Raw genomic sequence first — 22022 nt, forward strand, 5'->3', positions numbered from 1 at the left:
GGAACATCGGAATGACTGAATTCACCACACGCCCTGAAATCCTTGGCACCTTTGGCGTCGTCACCTCAACGCACTGGATCGCCTCGGCCGTTGGCATGGCCATTCTCGAAAAGGGCGGCAATGCTTTCGACGCCGCCGTCGCCACCGGCTTCGTGCTGCAGATCGTCGAGCCGCATCTCTGTGGCCCCGGCGGGGATATGCCGGCCGTGTTTTATTCGAAGCAGAAGGACAAGGTGGAAGTCATCTGCGCACAGGGCCCGGCCCCGAGTGGTGCGACGATCGAACATTACACTTCGGAAGGGCTGAAACTGATCCCCGGCGACGGGCTGCTGGCCACCGTCATCCCCGGTGCCTTCGACGGCTGGATGTTGATGCTGCGCGATTATGGCACGATGAGCGTGCGCGACGTGCTGGAACCGGCCATCTATTACGCCGAGCAGGGGCATCCAACGCTGCCGCGTGTCTCGGCCACCATCAAGGGGCTGGCCGATTTCTTCGAGAAGGAATGGCCGACCTCGCATGAGACATGGCTGCCGGGTGGTGCCGCGCCCGAGCCTCACGCCAATTTCAGGAACCCGGTTCTGGCTGCGACCTATCAGCGGATCATCACCGAAGCCGAAGCGCGCACCGGCCGCGAAAACCAGATCGAGGCGGCGCGGGATGCCTTCTACCGGGGTTTCGTTGCGGAAGCTATCGACAGTTACGTAAAGACGGCGGAAGTCATGGATGCCAGCGGCGCACGGCACAAGGGCGTGCTGACGGCGCAGGATATGGCCGGCTGGAGCGCGACCGTCGAAACGCCGCAGACGCTTGATTATCACGACTGGACGATTGCGAAGACGCCCGCCTGGGGACAGGGTCCGGTTCTGCTGCAATCGCTTGCGCTGCTGAAGGGCTTTGACATTGCAGCGATGGATCCGTCCGGGCCTGATTTCATCCACACCATCGTTGAGGCCATGAAGCTCGCCTTTGCCGACCGTGAGGTCTATTACGGCGACCCGGAATTTGGTCAGATACCAACGGAATATCTTCTCTCCGAGGGTTATAATGCCGGACGCCGGGCGCTGATCGGCCGCGAGGCCTCGCTGGAGCTGCGCCCCGGCACCGTGCCCGGATACGAAAAGCAGGTAGACGCCACCATGGCCATGCTGGCCGAGATGAGCGGCAAGGGCACCGTCTACGAGCCGACCATGTCGCACCTGACGGAGAAGCGCGGTGACACGGTGCATATCGACGTCATCGACCGCTGGGGCAACATGGTGTCCACCACGCCATCGGGCGGCTGGCTGCAATCGTCGCCGGTCGTGCCGGGCCTCGGTTTCGCACTCAATTCCCGCGCCCAGATGTTCTGGCTGAAGGAAGGCCTGCCGACCTCACTTGCGCCGGGCAAACGCCCGCGTACCACGCTGACGCCCTCGCTTGCGCTGCATCAGGGCCGGCCCTCAATGGTCTTCGGCACACCGGGCGGCGATCAGCAGGATCAGTGGCAGCTGCCTTTCTTCCTGCGTTATGCGCATCACGGCAAGAACCTGCAGGCGGCCATCGACATGCCTTTGTTCCACACCTCGCATTTTCCGGGCTCGTTTTATCCGCGCACCAGCTCGCCGGGTGAAATCATGGTGGAAAGCACAGCGGGTGAGGCGACGCTCGATGAGCTTCGCCGTCGCGGCCACCGGGTCACGGTCGCCGATGCCTGGTCGGTCGGGCGATTGACGGCAGCAAGGCGGGATGCGGACGGCCTGCTGCGGGCGGCCGCGACACCGCGGCTGATGCAGGCCTATGCGGTGGGGCGGTGAGACCATGGAAACAAAACCCGTCCTCTCCGTCCGTAACCTGACCACGTCCTTTCTCGTTGATGACGAATGGAAAAGCGTCGTGCGCAACGTCTCCTTCGATGTTGCGCCCGGTGAAACCGTTGCGATCGTCGGCGAATCCGGCTCGGGCAAGTCCGTCACCTCGCTGTCGCTCATGCGTCTGCTTGCGCCTTCCTCCAGCCGGATCGAAGGCGAAGTGCTGCTCAATGGGCGTAATCTGCTGGCGCTTTCCGAAAAGGAGATGCGCGGCGTGCGCGGCAACGATATCTCGATGATCTTTCAGGAGCCGATGACCTCGCTCAATCCGATCTTCACCATCGGCCGCCAGATTTCCGAAGTCCTCATCAGGCACAAGGGGCTTTCGAAACAGGAGGCGCGGGCGGAGACGGTGCGGCTTCTGGAAAAGGTGCGTATTCCCAATGCGGCCAGCCGTTTTGACGAATATCCGCATCAGTTTTCCGGTGGCATGCGTCAGCGGGTGATGATTGCCATGGCGCTCGCATCGCGGCCGAAGCTGCTGATCGCCGATGAGCCGACGACGGCGCTCGACGTCACCATTCAGGGCCAGATCCTCGATCTCATCAAGCTGCTGCAGGAAGAGGAGGGCATGTCGGTTCTCTTCATCACCCACGACATGGGTGTGGTGGCCGAAATTGCCGACCGGACGATCGTCATGTATCGCGGCGACGAGGTCGAGACCGGACCGACCGAGGAGATATTCAAACGCGGCAAGCACCCCTATACGCGGGCGCTGCTTTCGGCGGTGCCAAAGCTCGGCTCGATGCGCGACCGGCAATGGCCGACGCATTTTCCGGTGCTCGACATGAAAACCGGTCTTTCAACCGAGCCTCAGGAGGTGGCTGAGACCGTGGCGAGCGGGCAGACGCCGGTCCTCTCGGTCAAGAACCTTGTCACGCGTTTTCCTATCCGCTCCGGCCTGCTGGCGCGGCAGACGGGTGCGGTTCATGCCGTCGAAAACGTCTCCTTCGATCTGTTTCAGGGCGAGACGCTGGCGCTGGTCGGTGAATCCGGCTGCGGAAAATCCACCACGGGCCGCTCGATCATGCGCCTCGTGGAGCCGTCGTCCGGCGATGTATCGCTCGATGGCTACGATGTGATGCGGCTCGATACCACCGGCCTGCGCAACATGCGCAAATCCGTCCAGATGATCTTTCAGGACCCGTTCTCCTCGCTCAATCCGCGCATGACGGTGGGCACGGCGATTTCCGAACCCTTCATCAAGCACAGGCTGGGAACCACGAGACAGGCGAAGGAAAAAACCGCCGATCTCCTGGAAAAGGTCGGCCTGTCGGCCGATATGGCCGGCCGCTACCCGCATGAGTTTTCCGGTGGCCAGCGCCAGCGCATTGCCATTGCCCGGGCGCTTGCGCTTGATCCCAAGGTCATCGTTGCCGATGAAAGCGTCTCGGCGCTCGATGTCTCGATCAAGGCGCAGGTCTGCAACCTGTTGCTCGACCTGCAGCAGAGCCTCAACCTCGCTTTCCTGTTCATCTCGCATGACATGGCGGTGGTGGAACGCGTCAGTCACCGTGTGGCGGTGATGTATCTCGGCGAGATCGTCGAAATCGGCCCGCGGGCGGCGGTCTTTGACAATCCGCAACATGCCTATACGAAAAAGCTGATGGCGGCGGTGCCGGTGCCCGATCCGGCGCGGCGCGGTATAAGACGCAGCGTTTCCAATGACGAGCTGAAAAGCCCCATACGGGCAATGGGTTATGAAACGCCGGAGCGGACTTACAGGGCCGTTTCACCCGGCCATTTCGTGCAGTTGGCCTGAGGCGGCAAAAAGCGGGTCTTGAAGCGAATGCCGGTCGTCTGGAATAATGGTGCTGCCCGCACCACCGGTGCCGGCATTCTTTCGAGGTGGTGATGCGACGACTGTTTTTTTGGGGAGTGCTGATGATGACCCTTGGCGCAAATGCTCAGGCTGCCGTTCTGGAAGCGGTAACGGCGAAGGATCACGTGCGGCTTGAACAATTGCTGAAAAACAGTGGCGCCACCGAAGAGCGGAACGCGCAGGGCCAGACGCCTCTGCTGGTTGCGGTGTGGCAAAATGATGTGCCGGCGGCACGCCTGCTTATCGAGGCCGGTGCCGATGTCGATGCCCGCGACAATATCGAGGACAGCCCCTTTCTGGTGGCGGGTGCACAGGGCAGAACCGAAATTCTGCGGATGATCCTGAAAAAGGGTGCAAATCTTGAAAGCACCAACCGCTTTGGCGGCACGGCGCTCATTCCGGCTGCCGAAAAGGGACATCCCGAAGCCGTCGATATGCTGCTTGCAGCCGGTGTGGATGTCGATCACGTCAACCGGCTCGGCTGGACGGCCCTGCTTGAAGTCACAATCCTGAGAGATGGCGGGGCGGTATCGCAGCGGATCGTCCGGTCGCTTCTTGCCGGTGGTGCTGACGTTGCGGTGAAGGATTTTGATGGAAGGACCGCGCTTGCCCATGCCCGCGGAAGAGGGCTGACGGAAATCGTTGCACTGCTGGAGGCCGCCGGCGCGAAGGACTGATCGCCCGGGTTTGTAACGCCGGTATTATGCCGACCTCTGCGCCAGCCCGGTGCCTGCCGGAAATGTCAGTTGCACCTTCGTCCCTTCACCCGGTTTCGAACTGATATGCGCCTCGCCGCCGCTCTGGCGCACGAAGCCATAGACCATGGCAAGGCCAAGGCCCGCGCCGCCATGGTCGCCGCGGGTGGTGAAATAGGGCTCAAACGCCTTGTCCACCGCCTCCGGCGTCATGCCGATGCCTTCGTCGGTGACTGATATCACCAGTGTATCCTTCTCGCAGGCCGCCACGATCGAGATCAGACCGCCATCAGGCATGGCGGCCGCCGCATTGAGGCAGAGGTTGAGGATGGATTGCTCGAAAAGCGCCGGGTCGAGCGGGATTGTGGGAAGATTGTCGTCGAGGTCGAGCGCGATCCGGCATTTGGGGCCGACCGCGATCTCGAGAATGTCGGCCATGCCACGCAGCAGGTTGGCGACATTGATTGAACTGGGATGGATCGGCTGCTGGCTGCCGATGGTCAACATGCTGCTGGCGAGAGACCGGCCGCGATCCGCTGCCTTGCGGATGCGGGCGATGTGACGGTTCTGGCGGTCGTTGAAACCCGCCTCGCGCTCCAGCAGGCCAAGGCTGCCGGTGATGATGCCGATCATGTTGCCCACCTCATGGCTGACCTGGTGGGTCATGCGCATGATGCCGTCCAGCCGCTGGGCCTTTACGGCTTCCGCCTCCTGCCGGTCGAGTGCTGTGACATCGCGGGCAAGCAGCACGATGCCGCCATCCGGTTGGCGCGACATCGATATTTCGATAACCCGCTGGTCGCCGGTGCGATGGCGCACCACGGCGCGCTCCAGCAGGTCGCCCTTTTCGCTCTCGAAGGGCAGGAGCATGGGATCGATTTCCGGGACCGGCTCGACAAACCGGCGGATCGGCAGTTTGCGCGACGAGCCGGAGCGCCCAACCAGTTCGATGATGCGGCGGTTCATGGTGATCGGCCGGCCGGTTGCATCAAACAGCGCTATGCCTTCATTCATGTTGCGGAAGGTCGAGCGGATGGTGCGGGCCGCCGCTTCCGCCGTGCGCCTGAGGCGCGAGACGCGGTCGACGCTGTCATGAAAGGCGCGGAAGGCGTCGAGCAGGCGGATCAGCTCCGTTTCCGAGCCGCTATAGGAGGGTGGGCCGACATCCTTTTCGCCTTTGGCAAGCGCATTCATGCCATTGGAGAGCGCCGCGATCCCGCGTGATACCCGCATCACCGAGCGGATGGAGAGGATCGCCACCACCAGAACCAGAAGGGAGGCGACGGCCACGATGACCAGCAGGCGACTGAGCGCATCGGAGGTGGAGATCAGGTCTTCGTTCAGGCTGCGGGCAACCGCATCGCCCTGGGTTTCCGTGACATGGGAAAGATCGCGCGATACGGTGTGAAGGCGGGAGACCGAGGCGCGGATGGCGAACATTTCCAGAAGGTAACGGCTCTGGGCTTCGAAGACCCGCTCATAGGGCTGCATTTCGGCCAAAGGCAGCCGCTCGCCGGGGTAACCCTGCTGGCGGGCCGTGGTTTCTGCCACATAACGGCGGCGCAGTTCGCCCAGCTGGAAAAGACTGTCGGATGCGGAGGCGGCCTGCACGATGCCGTTCATGCGCCGGCGCAGCTCCGGGTCGGCAATGCCGCGACCGGTAGCGATTTCGCCCAGTGCCGCCGCCGCTTCCGCCTTGTGGGCCTGCGCGGCATCGGCATCCTTGGCGAGATCGAGTGTCTGCGCCCGGATAAGCTGAAGCAGTTCGACGATGCGTTCGCTCGCAAAGCCGCGTGCGGCCCGTTCGCCGCTGCCCGGCCCGGTCATCTCCAGCAGCAGGTCGACCTGCTGGACTACGGAGCGGCTTTCGCTGGAAACGCGATAGGGCGAGGCGGCATTCATCAGGAAAGGTGCGCTGGAAACGAGATCGGAGACCTGCCGCGAGACCAGTGACGCCTTGGCGAGACTGGAAAAGGCCTGCAAGCCATAGGCTGCCATCTCATCGCGGGCGCGTTGCAGGCCATAGATGGCGATGGCCGACAGGCTGAAGACGAGGACGCAGGTAAAGACGATCGCAAAGGGCAGCCGAAAGGCAATCGAGGAAAGGAAGGAACGGCTGATCACGGGGAAAGCTCGCCCTCATCGGTATGGAGTACATATCCCTTGCCGCGCCGCGTCTTGATATGGCGCGGCAGATCGGGGTTTATCTCGATCTTGCGCCTCAGTCGCAGCACCAGCACATCGACATTGCGGTCGATATAGCGGTCGCTTTCCGAACCCAGCCGGTCGAGGATCTGCGAGCGGCTGACGGGCTGGTTGGGCGTTTCGGCGAGAATTTCCAGCAGCGCGAATTCGGCGCTGGTCAGCGTGCGGCTGCGGTCCGCAAGGCAGACGGCCCGGCGGGCATCTAGATCGATCGCCCAGTCGCCGAGACGCAGCGCCGTGCGGCCATGATCACGCTCGCTGTCCTTCTCCTGTTTCAGCGAAGGGATCGTCCGGCGCAACACGGCCTTGATCCGCGCCGTCAGTTCGATGGGTTCGAAGGGTTTGACGACATAATCGTCGGCGGCGGTTTCCAGACCGAGAACCCGGTCGGCGGCGCTGCCGGCGGCTGTGACCATGACAATGCCGATATCACTATCGACCTTGCCGCGCAGCCGCTGGGCGAAGGTGCGGCCGGATGTGCCGGGCAGATTATGGTCAACGAGCACCAGCTGCATCCTGTCCCGTGCCAGTATCTCGTCCGCTTCTTCCGCGGAGCGGGCGCAGGTGGGCAGCCAGCCCTCGGCCTCGACGAGGTCCGAGATAAGCTCGGCCATATCAGGATCGTCCTCGACGATCAGAATGCGAACCTTCTGATTAAGCACTGCATCTTCCTCCCGCCGTCATCATAGGCGCGGCTGCGGCGATCTTCAAAGGCTCGCTGGTTATCTCCCCTGTCATAATTGTAATATCTGTAATCTTGTTCGGCGGTGCGGTGAAAGATTGGTAACCATTCTTCGATTGCGGTACGGGCCGAATGTGACATGCTGTTGGTGGAGACTGGAACGGGGAGGTTCCAGGCAGGGAGGCTTTAAGTGAAACGATTGACCGCACTTGCGGCGAGCATGGCTTTATGGCTGTGCGGCGCAGGGCATGGCATGGCCGAGCCGAAGTTGAACGTCCTGTGCGGCGTCGACGAAGCTTGGTGCGTGGCCATGCAGCGGGCTTTCGAGGCAAAAAGCGGCCTTGAGATTTCGATGGTTCGCAGGAGCACAGGCGAAATTCTCGACCAGATTCGTGCCGAACGCTCCCACCCGACAGTCGACGTCTGGTGGGGTGGCACCGGTGATACCCATCTGCAAGCCGGATCGGAAGGGTTGCTGGACGAATATCAGCCGCGGCACCCGCAGGATCTGTTGCCCTGGGCGCAGAATTTTTATGCGATGTCCGGCTCAAGGTCCGCCGGCGTTTATGCCGGGGCGCTGGGATTTGCCTATAATTCTGAACTGCTCGCCAGAAACAATCTGCCGGCTCCCACCTGCTGGAAGGATCTGGCCAAGGACATTTATCGCGGCCATATCCTGACCGGCAATCCGAACTATTCCGGCACGGCCTTCACCATGCTCGCCACGCTGGTCCAGCTGTTTGGCGAGGAGGAGGCCTTCGGTTTCATGACGAAACTGAACCAGAATGTCGTGGGTTATACCAAGGTGGGTGCAGCGCCCGTCAAGGCGGCGGCACGGGGCGAGGTGCTGATCGGGATTTCCTTCATGCATGACGCGGTGACCCAGAAGATCGAAGGATTTCCGCTGGTCATCGTCGCTCCCTGCGAAGGCACCGGTTACGAGATCGGGGCGGTCAGCATCGTCAAGGGCAACCGCAATACGGCCCTTGCGCAGGATTTCGTGGAATTTGCGCTGAGCCCGGAAGGGCAGGCGACCGGGGCTGCGGCCGGCCAGAACCAGGTGCCTTCCAATGCCCGGGCGACATTGCCGCTGACTGCACCCGACATATCGATGATCAAGATGGTGGATTACGACTTTGCCACTTTTGGCCAACCCGAAGAGCGAAGTCGGTTATTGAGCCGCTTCGACAGCGAAATCCACCCGAGCCAGACCCAGTAGGGGTCAGAAAAACCGACATTCCAAAAGACAGCGCGCGCGCCGCAGGGCGCCGCGACCGGCAGCGTCATGTCCGCGCGCCGCCCAAGAATTCAGACGCAAGCTACAGGAGGATAACCATGCGACTGACGATACTTTCCACCCTGCTTTTTGCCGGCACGGCACTGAGCGCCGTTTCCGCGCAGGCGGCGGGCGAACTGAACCTCATCTGCTCGGCCGATGTCGTGATCTGCGAACAGATGAAGGGCGATTTTGAAAAGTCGCACGACATCAAGGTCAATATGGTGCGCCTGTCTTCGGGCGAAACCTATGCCAAGGTGCGCGCGGAAGCCCGCAACCCGAAGACCGATATCTGGTGGGCCGGCACCGGCGATCCGCATATGCAGGCGGCCTCGGAAAACCTGACGCTGGAATACAAGTCGCCGATGCTCGACCAGTTGCAGGACTGGGCCGTGAAACAGGCCGAAAGCACCGGTTACAGGACTGTCGGCGTTTATGCCGGTGCGCTGGGCTGGGGCTACAACACCGAAATCTTCAAGTCGAAGGGTTACAAGGAGCCGAAGTGCTGGGCCGACCTGCTGGCGCCGGAACTGAAGGGCGAAATCCAGATCGCCAATCCGAACTCTTCGGGCACCGCCTATACCGCGCTTGCCTCGCTCGCGCAGATCATGGGTGAAGATCAGGCGATCGACTATCTGAAGAAGCTCAACGTCAATATCTCGCAATATACCAAGTCGGGTTCCGCACCGGTCAAGGCGGCGGCGCGTGGCGAGACGGCGCTCGGCATCGTCTTCATGCATGATGCGGTGGCGCAGACGGCGGAAGGCTTCCCCGTCAAGTCGATCGCGCCCTGCGAAGGCACGGGTTACGAGATCGGCTCCATGTCGATCATCAAGGGCGCACGTAACCTCGACAATGCCAAGACCTGGTACGACTGGGCGCTGAAGCCGGAAGTGCAGTCGCGCATGAAGGATGCCAAATCCTTCCAGCTCCCATCCAACAAAACGGCGGAAGTGCCGAAGGAAGCGCCGAAGTTCGAGGACATCAAGCTCATCGACTACGACTTCAAGACCTATGGCGATTCGGCTAAGCGCAAGGCGCTTCTGGAGCGCTGGGACCGCGAAGTTGGTGCGGTCGCCAACTGATCTTAACTCCGGCGACAGGCATCCCGGCTTTTAAAGCCGGGGTGTCCGCCACTCTTTCATCGGCATGAAATAAGCGAGGTCGGCCATGACACGTGGCAATCGCAGGCTGGACATCGTCCTGGCGCTCGGGGCTTTTGCCCTCATTCTTCTCCCCTGGTATCGCATCGAAGGCGGCTTTTTCAGCTTCCGCTGGCTGTCCGGATTTTTCTCCACCGCCAGCAATGCGCCGGGCGTGCTGCAGATACTGTCCTATGGAAAACCATGGCTTGTCGGCATCGTTCTTTTCTTCCTCGCCGCATGCCTTGTCCGGCCGATGCGTGATCCGATGCGCCGGGGCGGGTTGTTTGCCTTTATCGGTGCTGCCGGTCTCGTTTTTCTTGCCTTGCAGGGGCTGGCGATCGGCTTTACCGGCTGGACCTGGACGGTGAGTGAAAACCTCTTCGGCATGCTTGCCGATGGACAGGCGTCCATGGGGGCGGGTGCCGTCGTCATGTCGTTCGTTTTCGTGCTTCTTTTTGCCTTCGGACTTGCCGAACGTGGCGTCATGAAAGGCGACGCCTTTGTCGTCGGCGCCATTTCCGTTCTGGTCTTCCTCGTTGCGGTTTTTGTCTTTTATCCAATCGGCAGCATGTTGATCGCCTCCGTTCAGGATTTCGACGGCTCCTTCAATGCCGATGGCTTTATCCGCAATATCAAGGATCCCGGCATCTGGAGCCTTGGCTGCGTCACGGGTGAAGAGCGTTGCGGCGTTGCCTGGCGCACATTGTTTCTGGCCCTTATGACCGCCTTCGGCTCGACCGTGCTCGGGCTTGGCTTTGCGCTGATCGCCACCCGCACCCGCTTTCCCTTCAAGAAGGGCCTGCGGCTTCTCACCGTTCTACCGATCATCACGCCGCCTTTTGTCATCGGCCTTGCCCTGACGCTGCTGTTCGGCCGCGCCGGTGTCGTCACCGAATGGCTTTCCTATCTCTTCGGCATTGAGCCGGGTCGGTGGCTTTATGGCATGACCGGTATCTGGATCGCGCAGGTTCTTTCCTTCACGCCCATCTCGTTTCTGGTGCTGATCGGCGTGGTCGAAGGTGTCAGCCCGTCGATGGAAGAAGCCTCGCAGACGTTACGTGCCGACCGCTGGCGCACCTTCTGGCGGGTGTCGCTGCCGCTGATGAAGCCGGGTCTCGCCAATGCCTTCCTGATCGGCTTCATTGAAAGCATGGCGGATTTCGGCAATCCGCTGGTGCTTGGCGGCACCCATGGCGTGCTGTCGACGGAAATCTTCTTCGCCGTCGTCGGCTCGCAGAATGATCCCTCCCGCGCCGCGGTTCTGGCGATCATCCTTCTGTGCTTCACGCTTTCGGCCTTCCTTGCCCAGCGCTTCTGGCTGGCAGGCAAGAATTTCGCCACGGTGACCGGCAAGGGCGACAGCGGCGCGCATATCGCCCTGCCGCGCGGCCTGTCCATTGGTGTTCACGCCATCGTCGTGCCGTGGATGGTCTTCACCATCGTCGTTTATGGCATGATCCTTGTGGGTGGTTTCGTGAAGACCTGGGGTCTCGATAATTCCCTGACCTTCGATCACTACATTCGCGCCTTTTCCGTCAGCTTCTCGAACGGCTCTATTGCCTGGACGGGCGTTGCCTGGAACTCGTTCTGGACGACGATGGAGATCGCGCTGGTTTCGGCACCGCTCACCGCTGCCGTCGGTCTTCTGACCGCCTATATCATCGTGCGGCAGAAATTTGCCGGGCGGAACCTCTTCGAATTCGCACTGATGATGAGCTTTGCCATTCCCGGCACGGTCATCGGCGTCAGCTACATCATGGCCTTCAACCTGCCGCCGGTGGAAATGACCGGTTCGGCACTCATCCTCATCGCCTGCTTCGTCTTCCGCAACATGCCGGTCGGCGTGCGCGGCGGCATCGCGGCGATGAGCCAGCTCGACAAGAGCCTCGACGAGGCGTCGCTGACGCTGCGGGCCAATAGTTTCCGCACCATCCGCAAGGTCATCCTGCCGCTCTTGAGGCCCGCAATCACGGCCGCACTGGTCTATTCCTTCGTGCGCGCCATCACCTCCATCAGCGCCGTCATCTTCCTTGTCAGCGCCCAGTACAACATGGCGACGTCCTACATCGTCGGCCTTGTCGAAAACGGCGAATATGGTGTGGCGATCGCCTATTCCTCGATGCTGATCGTGGTGATGATCACCGTCATTACCGGCTTCCAGCTCATTGTTGGTGAGCGACGCCTGCGGCGCGAAAACCGCGTCGCCGGCCTGCCATCCGCTTCCTCCGTTCCTCTTGCCCAGGAGAAAACCGCATGATTTCCGTAAAACCCGGCTCCGTCACCTTTCAGAATGTCCGCAAGACCTTCGGCGCCTTCACCGCCATTCCCGACCTGTCGCTCACCATCGAGCCTGGCACGCTGGTAACCCTGCTTGGCCCCTCCGGTTGCGGCAAGACGACGACGCTGCGTATGCTGGCGGGTCTTGAACATCCGACCTCCGGCCGCATCCTCATCGGTGACAAGGATGTGACCATGCTGCCTGCCAATGAGCGCGATGTCTCGATGGTCTTCCAGTCCTATGCGCTTTTCCCCCACATGACGGCGCTCGACAATGTCGCCTATGGCCTGCAATCCTCGGGATTGCGCAAGGCGGAAGCACGGGAAAAGGCGGAAGAGGGACTGAAGCTCGTCGGCCTTGCCGGCATGGGCCACCGCCTGCCTGCCGAACTTTCCGGCGGTCAGCAGCAGCGCGTGGCCGTTGCCCGCGCTTTGGTGCTGGAACCGCAGGTGCTGTTGCTGGACGAGCCGCTTTCCAACCTCGATGCCCGCCTTCGCCGGCGGGTGCGCACTGAAATTCGCGAATTGCAGCAGCGGCTCGGTTTTACCGCGGTTTACGTGACCCATGATCAGGACGAGGCGCTGGCGGTTTCCGACCGGATCATCGTGATGAAGGATGGCGAAATCGCCCAGTCGGGTGCGCCCCGCGATCTTTACGAGGCCCCGGCCTCCGCCTTCATCGCCGACTTCATGGGCGAGGCGAATGTCGTCGGCTGTGAGGTGATCAGCATTGACGGGCCAGATGCGCTGATCCGCGTCGGCGGCATCGATCATCGGGTTTCGGCGCGCAATGCCCGGCCCGGTCCGGCCAAACTAGCCGTGCGCCCGGGTTCGATTGCCATCGGCCAACCGGGCGGGCAAGGGGTTGCCGGCCGGGTGCTGCACAGCGCCTATCTCGGCGGTCATGTCGAATATGAAGTCGAGACCGATATCGGCACGCTCTTCATCGTCGACCATGCGGTCGAGACCAGCCTGCCGCCGCAAAGCGATGTCACCCTCGGATTTAAGAACCGCGGCATTGCGCTGATCCAGTCCTGAGGGGCTGCCCGTCAGTCCTGCGGATCGGGCATGATCCACCAGAACAGCTGCACGAGGTCGCTCCAGGTGCGGGTAAGATCGTCGATTGCGGCATTCACCTCCATATAGAGGTGAATGCCGAGCAGCGTGAACAGCCCCAGCAGCAACCATGGCCAGATCGGGCGTCTGCCCGCTGGCTTCGGATCGTGCTTTTCGTCCTGATCGATGTCCAATCGCTGTCTCCCCGTCGCCTTGAGACCTAGGGCCAAAACCACGTGGCCGCAACCATGCGTCAGGCTGCGTGGCCTCATCCTCGCCATGAAGTGCGATTTCCTGCCACGAAAACACCCAGATTCATTCAGCCGCAGTTCACCCGCCGAGGCGCTAAATCCCGCCATCCCATAAGGAGGGAGATGACATGCGTAAGATGATTTTTGGCGCAGGAATGATTCTCAGCGCCCTGTTCGGCACCGGCGCGAACGCCATGCCCGTGGGGCAGCCGTCTGCACCTGCGACATCCAATGTCCAGACCGTCGACTATGCCTGCGGCCGCGGTTTTCATCTGTCGCCGCGCGGCTATTGCCGTCCGAACGGACCGCCGCGTTACGAGCGTGGCTGGGACAGGCGCGACCGCTGGGAAGGGCGCCGCGAATGGCGCGAACGTCAGGCCCGCAGAGAATGGCGGGAACGGCGAGACCGCCGCGACTGGCGGCAACACCGGGAATGGCGCGACCGTCGCGATTATTATCGCTGGTAATCAGGCAAGGCCCTCTCTTAACCGGGAGGGCCTTTCCCGTTGGGGCGCGGCGTCAGGCCCGTGTGTCCGATGTCCTCCTGGGGCCGCTTTCCCGGCAGCGGCGCCCACGGCTTGCTCTCAAGGGCATTTGAGCTACTATGCCGGCGTGGCGGGGAGGCCATGTTACAGGAGGGTTCATGAATTATCGGTTTTCGAAACGGCGTATGGTGTTGAAGCTTGCCGCCACGGCAGCTTCCTTTTGCATGCTGGGAATGACGGCGAGCGCCGAGGGTTTTCCTGATCGGACCATTACGCTGGTCGTGCCTTTCGCGGCGGGCGGCTCCACCGATGTGGTGGCGCGCGTCATCGCGCAGAAGATGGGCGATGAGCTTGGCCATCAGATCGTCGTTGAAAATGTCGCCGGCGCTGGCGGCAATCTCGGTGCAGACCGTGTCGCCCGGGCCGAGCCAGACGGCTATACGATCCTGATGGGCACGGTTGCGACCCATGCGCTCAATCCGCTCATCCTCAAAACGAAACCTTACGATCCGGAAAAGGATTTCGCCCCGGTCTCGCTGCTGGTGGTGGTGCCGAATGTGCTGGTGGTCAATCCGAAACTCAACGTCAACAGCGTTGCGGAACTGATTGCGCTTCTCAAGGCCGAGCCGGACAAATATGCCTATGCTTCTTCCGGCAATGGCACGCCGCTGCATCTCTCGGGTGAACTGTTCAAGAGCATGGCTGGTGTCAGCATGCAGCATGTTCCCTATAAGGGGGCTGGTCCTGCGCTCAACGATCTTCTCGGCAACCAGATTTCGATCATGTTCGACAATCTGCCGTCGTCATCAGGCCACATCAAGTCCGGCACGTTGCGGGCGCTTGGCGTAACCACGGCCGAGCGTGCCTCATCCTTCCCGGACCTGCCGACCATTGCCGAGACCGTGCCGGGTTATGAAACCTATACCTGGAACGCGCTCTTTGCGCCGGCAGGCACACCGGCCGAAGCGATCGACAAGCTGAATGCCGCCGCCAAGAAAGCGCTTGCCGATCCGAACGTGGCCGCGCGCATGGCGGAATTCAGCGCCAAGATCGTCGCTTCGTCACCAGATGAGCTGAAAAGCCACGTTGCCGCCGAAATCGCCAAATGGGAACCGGTGGTCAAGGATGCAAATGTCCAGATGGACTGATCGGGAACGATAACCCCGGTCCGTTGATACCGTGCTGCGCGCGCCGTTCTGGGGCGCGCAGTATCACCTGCTGCTGAAGACCCATGGCCGAAGCTGCCATCATGGCTCGGCCTGAGACGGGCCTGTCGCATCGGCCAATGTGTCGTTTCCGCATCACTTGCCATAAGGTTGCAAAAATCGGCTTGGCAAGCTCAAATCACTCAGCTACAAAACGTATCACCGCGTCAGATCAAACAAAGGGAGGCGTTGCATGACACCAGCATTCACCGAAATCCTCCCGCAGGGAATGACCCGACACTAGGTCATATCCATTCGCGGCCCGCCCTGCGCGCGCCCGACATGCGGCTTTTTCCTTCATGGCCCGATTGATCTGACGGGATCATTCCGTCTCCCGTCCGGGCTGTGCCATCCAACTTCCGTTTTGAGGACCGGTTGCCGATTTTCTGGCGCCGTGCTGGTTAAAATGTCTCGCAAGAAGCTCGATTTCCGCGCCGATGCCTATCGTCATGTGCTCGGCTTTGTTTTTCACCACTGGAGCCACCGGCCGGCACTGGTGGGTTTCATCATCGTGCTGGTCATTGCCAGCACGCTGGCCGAAGTCATGGTACCGGTTTTTTCCGGTCAGATCGTTGATGCCATCGCCGGCGGCAACGGGGCGGACAAGGCGCTGCACGCTTTTGTCATCGTAGTGTCGCTTGGTCTCACCAGCGTGGTGCTGCGCTGGTTCATCTTTAACGGCATCATCAGGCTCACGCTGAAAACCATGGCTGACGTCACCAATAGCGGCTTCCACAAGGTGCAGCGGTTCTCCACGGACTGGCATGCCAACAGCTTTGCCGGCTCTACGGTGCGCAAGATCACGCGCGGCATGTGGGCGCTGGATTCGCTTAACGACCTGCTGCTCATCGCCCTTCTGCCGTCGCTGGTGATGCTGGTTGGCGCCACCATCGTGCTCGGCAGCTACTGGCCGGTCATGGGCCTCATCGTCGGCCTCGGCTCGCTGATCTATGTCGGTGTCACCGTGGCTCTTTCCATGGGTTATGTGTCGCCTGCGGCGCGGCTTGCCAATGCCTGGGATACAAGGCTTGGCGGTGCGCTGGCGGATGCCATCAGCTGCAACTCGGTCGTCAAGGCCTTTGGCGCTGAAACGCGTGAGGAAACGCGGCTGGGTCACGTGCTGGTGAAATGGGATAACCGCACGCGCAGAACATGGCGGCGCGGCACGCTGAATGGCACCATTCAGAGCTTCATGATGGTGTCCATGCAGGCCGGCATTCTCGGCACCGGCCTCATCATGTGGCGACAGGGGCTGGCGACGCCGGGTGATATCACCTTCGTGCTCGCCATGTTCTTCGTGCTGCAGGGTTACCTGCGTGATGTGGGGCAGGATATCCGCAACCTGCAACGTGCCGTCAACGACATGGAAGAGCTGGTGCTGCTGGACAAGATGCCGCTTGGCGTCGAAGACAGGCCGGATGCCGCGCGGCTTGATATCGGCAAGGGCGAGATCGTCTTCGATCACGTCACGTTCCAATATGGCGCGCATCCCACCCCGCTTTATGATGACTTCTCGGTCACCATCAAGCCGGGTGAACGTGTGGGGCTGGTCGGCCATTCCGGTTCGGGCAAGACGACCTTCGTCAAGCTCATCCAGCGCCTTTACGACATCAGGTCGGGTGCAATCCGTATCGACGGGCAGAATATCGCCGATGTGACGCAATCGAGCCTGCGCGGCCAGATCGCCATCGTGCAGCAGGAACCCATATTGTTCCACCGCACGCTGGCGGAAAACATCGCCTATGGCCGGCCGGACGCCTCGCGGCGTGAAATCGAGCAGGCGGCAAAACAGGCCAGTGCCCATGAGTTCATCATGTCCCTTCCAAAAGGATATGAAACCATGGTCGGCGAACGCGGCGTCAAGCTCTCGGGCGGGGAACGCCAGCGCGTCGCCATTGCCCGTGCATTCCTTGCTGATGCGCCGGTGCTGATCCTTGACGAGGCCACCTCGAGCCTCGACAGCGAAAGCGAAGTACAGATCCAGCAGGCCATGGAACGGCTGATGGTTGGCCGCACGACGCTGGTCATCGCGCACCGGCTCTCCACCGTCAGGGCGCTGGACCGGCTGCTGGTGTTCGACAAGGGCAAGATTGTCGAAGAAGGCGACCATCAGGCGCTTATCCGCCTCAATGACGGCATCTACCGCCGGCTGTTCGAACGGCAGGCGCTGGAACTGACCAAGGGCCTGGTGGCCTGAAACAACGAGACGCCGGAGTTCATCCTCCGGCGTTTCATCCGCAACTTCAAACCAGTGCCACGAACGCGCCGCTTTTTTCGGTTAGTGGCGTTCTCTCCGCAATACCAACAGGATGGTGAACCATGGATTTCAACCCGATCACAAAGCCGCAACGCCTTGTCATCAGGGGAAACCATATCCATGCCTTGTTCCATCACCCTTTCAGACCTCTCATGGTCCACGCCTGACGGTCATCCGCTCTTTTCCAACATCAATCTTCGCTTCGGTCTCGAACGGGCCGGGCTTGTCGGGCGCAACGGCGTCGGCAAGACCACGCTTCTGAAGCTGATTGCCGGTGAATTGTCGCCGTCTGCCGGCACGGTCTCCGTCTCCGGCAGGATCGGCGTTCTCGGGCAAATCGTGCAGGTTATGCCCGGGGAGACCGTCGCGGATCTTTTCAATGCGCGTGAGGCGCTCAAGGTTCTTTCCCGCGCCCAGGCGGGGCTGGCCACACTTGAAGAGCTTGGCGACGTTGACTGGATGCTGGAGGAAAAAATTGCCGATGCGCTGGCTGCGGTCGGGTTGGACGCTTCGCCGTCAACGCTGCTTTCGGCACTGTCCGGCGGGCAGCGCACACGGGCAGCACTTGCCGCCCAAATCCATGCCGCCCCGGACTTCCTGATCCTCGACGAACCGACCAACAATCTCGACCGTGACGGTCGTCTGTTCGTCGCCGATTTTCTGGCGGGTTGGAGTGGCGGAGCGATTGTCGTCAGCCATGATCGTGAACTTCTCGATACATTTGATGCGATCGTCGAAATGACGACGCTGGGTGCAACCCGTTATGGCGGCAACTGGAGCCATTACCGCGCGCAAAAGGCACTGGAACTCGCCGCCGCCGAACAGGATCTCGCCAGCGCCGGGAAGCGCCTCGCCGAGGTAAAACGTCGGTCGCAGGAAGCACTGGAACGCAAGGCCCGGCGCGACGCAAAGGGCGCCGCCAAAGCGGCAAAGGGGGATATGCCCCGCATTGCCGCCGGCGGCATGAAGAGGCGAGCCGAGAAGACCAGCGGCGACAATGCCAACCTCGCCAGTCGCCTGAAAGCCGAAGCGACCGAGGATTTGCAGACGGCGCGACAGCGGATCGAAGTCCTTCAGGACCTTACTGTCACCCTGCCATCCAGCGGGTTGCACAAGACCAGGACCGTGCTGAGCCTGCAAAACCTGAGCGCGGGTTATTCGGGAAAACACCCCGTATTCGCCGACCTGTCCTTCGAAATCACCGGCCCGCAGCGCGTGGCCGTGACAGGCCCGAACGGATCGGGAAAGACCACGCTGCTTTCCGTGATCAGGAAGGAACTGCCGCCATTGTCAGGGACGGTCCACCTAGGTGTGATGTCCGTCTTTCTGGACCAGCAGGTCAGCCTGCTGGATCCGAATCTGTCGATCCGCGACAATTTCCTTCGGCTCAACCCGCAGGCCGGGGAGAATGCCTGCAGGTCAGCGCTTGCCCGCTTCATGTTTCGTGCCGATGCCGCCCTGCAGATCGTCGGAACGCTTTCGGGTGGCCAGATGCTGCGCGCAGGTCTTGCCTGCGTTCTTTGTGGCCCGCAGCCGCCGCAACTGCTGATCCTCGATGAACCGACAAACCATCTGGATATCGATTCCATCGCGGCCGTGGAGGCCGGCCTGCGAGCCTATGACGGGGCTTTGCTGGTTGTCAGTCATGACGAGGCGTTTCTCGGCAAGATTGGCATCGACCGGCGGTTTGCCCTTGGCGGGCCGTGAGGTCTGTTCTTTCATGTGGAGGCTGGAAATGATGGGCCATGCGCGGTAGCGGCGACAAGATCGCCGCTACCGCCTGATATGGACGACTTCGCCCCAAACGTCCTGCGGATGGAATCAGGACAGGTGATGTGGTGTTTGAAGACCGTATACGGGGGTCTTCAGGCCGGCTTGCCTCGCCTTCAGCTGAAGTGAGAGATATTGCGAGTAATGCCGGGACTGGTGCAGGTTGCCGCCGTGGAACCACAGGGCCTCCTGTTGTGTTGGCTTCCACATGTTGCGCTGTTCGCCTTCCCATGGTCCTGGGTCCTTGGTTGTGTTGGAACCAAGACCCCAGCATTTGCCGACCTTGTCCGCCACCTCGCGCGAAATCAGATCGGCCGCCCAGCCGTTCATCGAGCCGTAACCGGTTGCATAGACCACCAGATCGGCCGGCAGTTCCGTGCCATCTTTCAGGACCACGGCATTTTCGGTGAGGTGGGAGACGTCGACGCCGGATTTCAGCTTGATCGAGCCGTCGATCACGAGGTCACAGGCGCCGACATCGATGTAATAACCCGATCCACGGCGCAGATATTTCATGAAGAGCCCGGAATCGTCATCGCCGAAATCGAGCATGAAACCGGCTTTCTCCAGTGCCGCATAAAAATCGGCGTCCTGTTCGCGGATATGGTCGTAAACCGGAATCTGGAATTCGTGCATGATCCTGTAGGGCAGGGAGGCGAAGATAAGGTCGGCCTTGCGTGTCGTCATGCCACTTGCGACCGCCCGTTCGGAATAGAGATCGCCGAGGCCAATGTCCATCAGCGAGTCCGATTTCACGATATGGGTGGATGAGCGTTGCAGCATGGTGACGTCAGCGCCCGCCTCCCAGAGTGCGGCGCATATATCATGGGCGGAGTTGTTGGAGCCGATCACCACCACCTTCTTGCCGGCATAGGCATCCGGACCCGGATGCTGCGAAGAATGCTGCTGGTCGCCCTTGAAGACATCCTGCCCGGGGAATTTCGGCACATTGGCCTTGCCGGACATGCCGGTCGCCAGCACCAGCTGTTTCGGCCGCAATACGACCTCCTTGCCCGCACGATCAACCACGACGGTCCATTCGCCCGCCGCCTCGTCATATTGCGCGGATTTGCAGGTGGTGGAGCCCCAGTAGTTCAGCTCCATCACCCTCGTATACATTTCCAGCCAGTCGCCCACCTTGTCCTTCGGCGTGAAGACGGGCCAGTTTTCCGGGAAGGGAATATAGGGCAGGTGATCGTACCAGACCGGATCATGCAGGCAGAGCGACTTGTAGCGCTTGCGCCAGCTGTCGCCCGGCCTTTCGTTCTTCTCGATGATGATCGTCGGTACACCCAGCTGGCGGAGGCGCGCGCCAAGGGCGATGCCGCCCTGTCCGCCGCCGATGATGACGACATAGGGCTGCTCCGAATAACCGAGTTCAGCGGCCTCGCTCTCGCGTTTTTCCTTCCAGGTCCGGCGGTTGCGGTCGTGGCCGTGTTCCGCGCCCATCGGGCGGCGAATGCCCTTCGGTTCTTCGTGGCCCTTCAGTTCGCTCATGGTGGTGAGCAAGGTCCAGATCAGGCCGTCCTTGAGGCGGATGTGGCCATAACCGCGGGCGAGCGCCGTTTCAAACTCGAACCAGCCTTCCGTGACGCCGTTTCCTTCCGAGGCCTGCTCCTTCACATCCTGCGCGAAACCCGAGGGTTTGATCGCGGAAAGCTGGCTTGCGAGCATGTCGCGGACCTGCTCCCGGCCTTCCAGCGTCTTCAGGTTCCAGGTAAACGTCACCAGATCGCGCCAATAGCAATCGGCCTGAAACAGGTTGACGGCGGAGTCTATGTCGCCGCTTTCGAGCGCCTTGCCGAGTTTGGAAAGAACCGTGTCGATTTTTGTCGCGGGGCTGACATCAAGCATATTCATCTCCTCCATGGTGCTTGGTCTGGATCGTGAAGCGGCGACATCGCCGCTTCGAGACTTGCGGGCCTGCACAGGCCGGGCTCCTCTTCCCGGCACTCGCAGGCCGAAGCCTATTTCGAAAGGTCGATCAGGATTTTCAGATGCGTGCCGGCGGGGTTGAGAAGGGCGTCGAACCCCTCCGTAACCGCCGTATCGAGCGTGATGCGCCTGGTGACGATCTTCGTCGCCGGCAGCAGGCCGGATGCGATAAGGCGGATGACCCTTGGCCAATAGTGGGTGGGATAGGCCCAGGAACCCTTTATCTCCAGGTCGCGGAATGTCACCTGAAACCAGTCGACCGGGTTTTCGTGGGGATGCAGCCCGGTCTGAACCACGACGCCCTGCTTGCGCACCGCATCGACGCAGGCCTTGAGCGCATGTTCATTCCCCACACATTCGATGGCCACATCGCAGCCGACATGTCCTTCCGTCGCCGAGCGGACGACATCGCCGACAGTGTCGCGTTTGGGGTTGATCGTGATCACATCGGGAATGACGCAGCGGGCAAGTTCAAGACGCGCATCGTTGAGATCGGAGACGAAAAGCTGCGCAGCCCCGGCCGCACGGGCCGCCAGCAGGGTCAGCATGCCGATCGGGCCAGCGCCCGTCACCAGCACGCTGTTGCCGGCGGTAACACCACCGCGGTCGCAGGCATAAACGGCGACGGCTGACGGCTCGACCAGCGCCGCTTCTTCATCCGTCATGCTGTCGGGAATCTTCTGGACATTGTATTCGTTCACGAGCGCCGCCTGCGCCATACCGCCGCCATCCCAGCTGAGGCCGACCAGCGCAAGTTGCGTGCTGAGATGGAAAAGGCCACGGTCGGCGAAATAGTCGCCGGATCGCGGCATCACGAGCGGCTGGATTGATACCCGATCCCCCACCTTTACCGAGGTCACGCCTTCGCCAACGGCTTCAACGATGCCGCCGAACTCGTGGCCCAGCACCTGCGGGCCATGGGCGCCGGTGAAAGGGTGCGGCTCGGTGGGTATGAAGATCGGGCCGTAGCTGTATTCGTGCAGATCTGTTCCGCAGATGCCGACGAAACGGTTGCGGACCAGAACCTGTCCCGGTCCCGGCTGCTTCGGTTCGGGAATGTCTTCGATCCGCAAATCCTTGGCTGCATGAAATCTGAGCGCGCGCATGTTTC

16 protein-coding genes are annotated in these 22022 nt (G+C 61.4%); 11 read left to right on the forward strand and 5 right to left on the reverse strand.

Annotated features, from left to right (window positions below; all coding sequences use genetic code 11):
* Positions 1-11: 11 nt before the first annotated feature.
* The 3 genes from N434_RS17795 (at position 12) to N434_RS17805 (ending at position 4349) form a co-directional block, all read left to right on the forward strand.
* Positions 12-1796 (forward strand): gamma-glutamyltransferase family protein, encoded by a 1785-nt coding sequence (locus N434_RS17795; RefSeq protein WP_110759635.1) that lies wholly within the window; start codon positions 12-14, stop codon positions 1794-1796.
* Between the two features lie 4 nt (positions 1797-1800).
* Complete coding sequence (locus tag N434_RS17800; protein ID WP_110759637.1) at positions 1801-3612, forward strand: ABC transporter ATP-binding protein; 1812 nt, start codon at positions 1801-1803, stop codon at positions 3610-3612.
* Between the two features lie 125 nt (positions 3613-3737).
* Positions 3738-4349, forward strand: a complete 612-nt coding sequence (locus N434_RS17805) for an ankyrin repeat domain-containing protein (protein ID WP_286172320.1) — start codon at positions 3738-3740, stop codon at positions 4347-4349.
* Positions 4350-4373: 24 nt separating this feature from the next.
* Here the strand turns inward: N434_RS17805 and N434_RS17810 are convergent, their stop codons facing one another.
* The gene (locus N434_RS17810; protein WP_110759641.1) at positions 4374-6491 is read right to left on the reverse strand and encodes a sensor histidine kinase; all 2118 of its coding nucleotides are present in this window, start codon (positions 6489-6491) and stop codon (positions 4374-4376) included.
* On the reverse strand, positions 6488-7234 hold the full coding sequence (locus N434_RS17815; RefSeq protein ID WP_046801265.1) for a response regulator transcription factor: 747 nt from the start codon (positions 7232-7234) through the stop codon (positions 6488-6490). Before N434_RS17815 ends, N434_RS17810 begins: the two co-directional genes overlap by 4 nt.
* 210 nt (positions 7235-7444) lie before the next feature.
* Here N434_RS17815 and N434_RS17820 point away from each other — a divergent pair, with 210 nt between their 5' ends.
* The 4 genes from N434_RS17820 (at position 7445) to N434_RS17835 (ending at position 12990) form a co-directional block, all read left to right on the forward strand.
* A complete protein-coding gene (locus N434_RS17820; protein ID WP_502695778.1) occupies positions 7445-8473 on the forward strand; it encodes an ABC transporter substrate-binding protein in 1029 nt (342 codons plus the stop codon).
* Between the two features lie 116 nt (positions 8474-8589).
* Positions 8590-9615, forward strand: coding sequence for an ABC transporter substrate-binding protein (locus N434_RS17825; protein WP_110759645.1), 1026 nt, complete (start codon positions 8590-8592; stop codon positions 9613-9615).
* Between the two features lie 85 nt (positions 9616-9700).
* Positions 9701-11932, forward strand: coding sequence for an ABC transporter permease (locus tag N434_RS17830; RefSeq protein ID WP_110759647.1), 2232 nt, complete (start codon positions 9701-9703; stop codon positions 11930-11932).
* Positions 11929-12990 carry an ABC transporter ATP-binding protein gene (locus N434_RS17835; RefSeq protein WP_110759649.1) on the forward strand — a complete coding sequence of 354 codons (1062 nt, stop codon included), beginning with the start codon at positions 11929-11931 and terminating at the stop codon, positions 12988-12990. The genes N434_RS17830 and N434_RS17835 overlap by 4 nt, the downstream gene beginning before the upstream one ends.
* A gap of 11 nt (positions 12991-13001) precedes the next feature.
* Here N434_RS17835 and N434_RS17840 read toward each other — a convergent pair whose 3' ends face one another.
* Entirely contained in the window at positions 13002-13202 is a 201-nt protein-coding gene (locus N434_RS17840) for a hypothetical protein (RefSeq protein WP_110759651.1), read from the reverse strand.
* Between the two features lie 185 nt (positions 13203-13387).
* On the opposite strand from N434_RS17840, the gene N434_RS17845 reads away from it, so the two are divergent.
* From N434_RS17845 to N434_RS17860, 4 genes are all read left to right on the forward strand, one after another.
* Positions 13388-13726 carry a GCG_CRPN prefix-to-repeats domain-containing protein gene (locus N434_RS17845; RefSeq protein WP_065116802.1) on the forward strand — a complete coding sequence of 113 codons (339 nt, stop codon included), beginning with the start codon at positions 13388-13390 and terminating at the stop codon, positions 13724-13726.
* A 176-nt stretch (positions 13727-13902) separates the two neighbouring features.
* Positions 13903-14892 (forward strand): Bug family tripartite tricarboxylate transporter substrate binding protein, encoded by a 990-nt coding sequence (locus N434_RS17850; protein ID WP_065116801.1) that lies wholly within the window; start codon positions 13903-13905, stop codon positions 14890-14892.
* A 463-nt stretch (positions 14893-15355) separates the two neighbouring features.
* Entirely contained in the window at positions 15356-17146 is a 1791-nt protein-coding gene (locus N434_RS17855; RefSeq protein WP_110759653.1) for an ABC transporter ATP-binding protein, read from the forward strand.
* Positions 17147-17326: 180 nt separating this feature from the next.
* Positions 17327-18913, forward strand: a complete 1587-nt coding sequence (locus tag N434_RS17860; protein ID WP_110759655.1) for an ABC-F family ATP-binding cassette domain-containing protein — start codon at positions 17327-17329, stop codon at positions 18911-18913.
* 114 nt (positions 18914-19027) lie between these two features.
* Here the strand turns inward: N434_RS17860 and N434_RS17865 are convergent, their stop codons facing one another.
* Both N434_RS17865 and N434_RS17870 read right to left on the reverse strand, forming a co-directional pair.
* Complete coding sequence (locus N434_RS17865) at positions 19028-20830, reverse strand: NAD(P)/FAD-dependent oxidoreductase (RefSeq protein ID WP_110759691.1); 1803 nt, start codon at positions 20828-20830, stop codon at positions 19028-19030.
* A 113-nt stretch (positions 20831-20943) separates the two neighbouring features.
* On the reverse strand, positions 20944-22017 hold the full coding sequence (locus tag N434_RS17870) for a 2,3-butanediol dehydrogenase (protein ID WP_110759656.1): 1074 nt from the start codon (positions 22015-22017) through the stop codon (positions 20944-20946).
* Between the last annotated feature and the right edge of the window lie 5 nt (positions 22018-22022).

The organism is Rhizobium sp. UGM030330-04, from assembly GCF_003208455.1.
GTDB classification, from domain to species: domain Bacteria; phylum Pseudomonadota; class Alphaproteobacteria; order Rhizobiales; family Rhizobiaceae; genus Agrobacterium; species Agrobacterium rhizogenes_A.

Excerpts from the sequence above, each read along its gene's own strand:
- N434_RS17795 (WP_110759635.1), top strand. The coding sequence starts at position 12 with ATGACTGAATTCACCACACGCCCTGAAATCCTTGGCACCTTTGGCGTC.
- N434_RS17800 (WP_110759637.1), top strand. The coding sequence starts at position 1,801 with ATGGAAACAAAACCCGTCCTCTCCGTCCGTAACCTGACCACGTCCTTT.
- N434_RS17805 (WP_286172320.1), top strand. The coding sequence starts at position 3,738 with ATGACCCTTGGCGCAAATGCTCAGGCTGCCGTTCTGGAAGCGGTAACG.
- N434_RS17825 (WP_110759645.1), top strand. The coding sequence starts at position 8,590 with ATGCGACTGACGATACTTTCCACCCTGCTTTTTGCCGGCACGGCACTG.
- N434_RS17830 (WP_110759647.1), top strand. The coding sequence starts at position 9,701 with ATGACACGTGGCAATCGCAGGCTGGACATCGTCCTGGCGCTCGGGGCT.
- N434_RS17835 (WP_110759649.1), top strand. The coding sequence starts at position 11,929 with ATGATTTCCGTAAAACCCGGCTCCGTCACCTTTCAGAATGTCCGCAAG.
- N434_RS17845 (WP_065116802.1), top strand. The coding sequence starts at position 13,388 with ATGCGTAAGATGATTTTTGGCGCAGGAATGATTCTCAGCGCCCTGTTC.
- N434_RS17850 (WP_065116801.1), top strand. The coding sequence starts at position 13,903 with ATGAATTATCGGTTTTCGAAACGGCGTATGGTGTTGAAGCTTGCCGCC.
- N434_RS17855 (WP_110759653.1), top strand. The coding sequence starts at position 15,356 with ATGTCTCGCAAGAAGCTCGATTTCCGCGCCGATGCCTATCGTCATGTG.
- N434_RS17860 (WP_110759655.1), top strand. The coding sequence starts at position 17,327 with ATGCCTTGTTCCATCACCCTTTCAGACCTCTCATGGTCCACGCCTGAC.
- N434_RS17865 (WP_110759691.1), bottom strand. The coding sequence starts at position 20,830 with ATGCTTGATGTCAGCCCCGCGACAAAAATCGACACGGTTCTTTCCAAA.
- N434_RS17870 (WP_110759656.1), bottom strand. The coding sequence starts at position 22,017 with ATGCGCGCGCTCAGATTTCATGCAGCCAAGGATTTGCGGATCGAAGAC.